We start from the raw sequence: 1,074 nt of genomic DNA, 5'->3' as shown, positions 1-1,074 counted from the left end.
CGGCATCGGCGATCAATTCAGGCGTCATTGCACTACCACCAACGGCCACGGCGCGTAAGGGCAGTCGCCCCGACCACGCGCCTGTCTTCGCCGCCTCCACCATCGTATAAAGGTGCGTCGGCACCATGATCGCCCAGCCGCAGCCATGAAGGGTCGCACGTCGCATCGCTGTCACGGGATCCCATGGATCGATCAGCACGAGGGGGTGGCCAAGCGACAGGGCGAAATGCGCGGTGAACGTGAAGCCCGGCGCGCTGTCGAGCGGTACGATCCCCAGGATCGAGTCTCCTGGCTTCAGGCCGGCATTGGCAGCGCAGGCACGCGTCGCGTAGTTCAACGCTGTCGACCCGTGCATCACGCCCTTGGGCACGCCTGTCGTACCGGACGTGAACCCGATCAGCGCGGCGTCGCGGTTGCGGAAATCGTTGGAGCGGACTGTCGAAGGAGCCGGATCGATACGGATGGCGTCGTCGGCATCCACGAAGATGTGCGCAGCATGGCCCAGCCGGCTCTCTAGCATTGTGCGGTCGGCGTCGGACAATTTCGGCGAATAGGGGCAGAAAATCGCCTCGCACGTCGATACGGCGAGCGCCACGACCAAGGTGCTCGCACGCTTGTGCCCGGCGACCAGCACGCGGGATCCTGCGCCGACACCCGCTGCACGCAGACGGACCTGCAGGGCTTCCGCCTCGATGCGAAGCTCGCCCCGGGTCCATCGTCGATCATCGCACTCGACAAGAGCAATCGCGGCTGGATCTTCGTCGGCCCTCGCCACGAACTGCGGCCACAGCCGGTCGTCGGACCAGACAAGTCCATCCGCGCTCAGGTCAGCCAAGGGATTGCCCTCCATCAACGAGGAAAGTCTGGCCGGTAATGAAACTGCCGGCCTGGGAGGCAAGCAGGGCCAGCGTACCGGAGACTTCGTCGGGGCGCCCGAAGCGCCCCATCAGGATGCGTGCCCGGGTCTTGTCCTGAATCGCGGGATCAAGCGTCTTTGTCATTCCGGTCTCGATCGATCCGGGCGCGATCGCGTTCACGCGTATGCCGTGCTCGGCCCATTGCGCAGCCAGATCG

The 1,074-nt window shown here is 65.2% G+C and carries 2 protein-coding genes; both read right to left on the bottom strand.

What is annotated here, in order from left to right; all coding sequences use genetic code 11:
* Positions 1–850: AMP-binding protein (locus U1872_RS22690; RefSeq protein ID WP_332795104.1), on the bottom strand; the 850-nt coding region annotated here is incomplete at its 3' end.
* A partial coding sequence (locus tag U1872_RS22685; RefSeq protein WP_332795103.1) for an SDR family NAD(P)-dependent oxidoreductase occupies positions 828–1,074 on the bottom strand: 247 nt, incomplete at its 5' end. The genes U1872_RS22690 and U1872_RS22685, both read right to left, overlap by 23 nt.

It is taken from the genome of Parasphingomonas frigoris (assembly GCF_036663815.1).
Classification (GTDB): domain Bacteria; phylum Pseudomonadota; class Alphaproteobacteria; order Sphingomonadales; family Sphingomonadaceae; genus Sphingomonas.
Note: the sequence above shows the minus strand (reverse complement) of the source record. Positions and strands in the feature narration are given on the sequence as shown.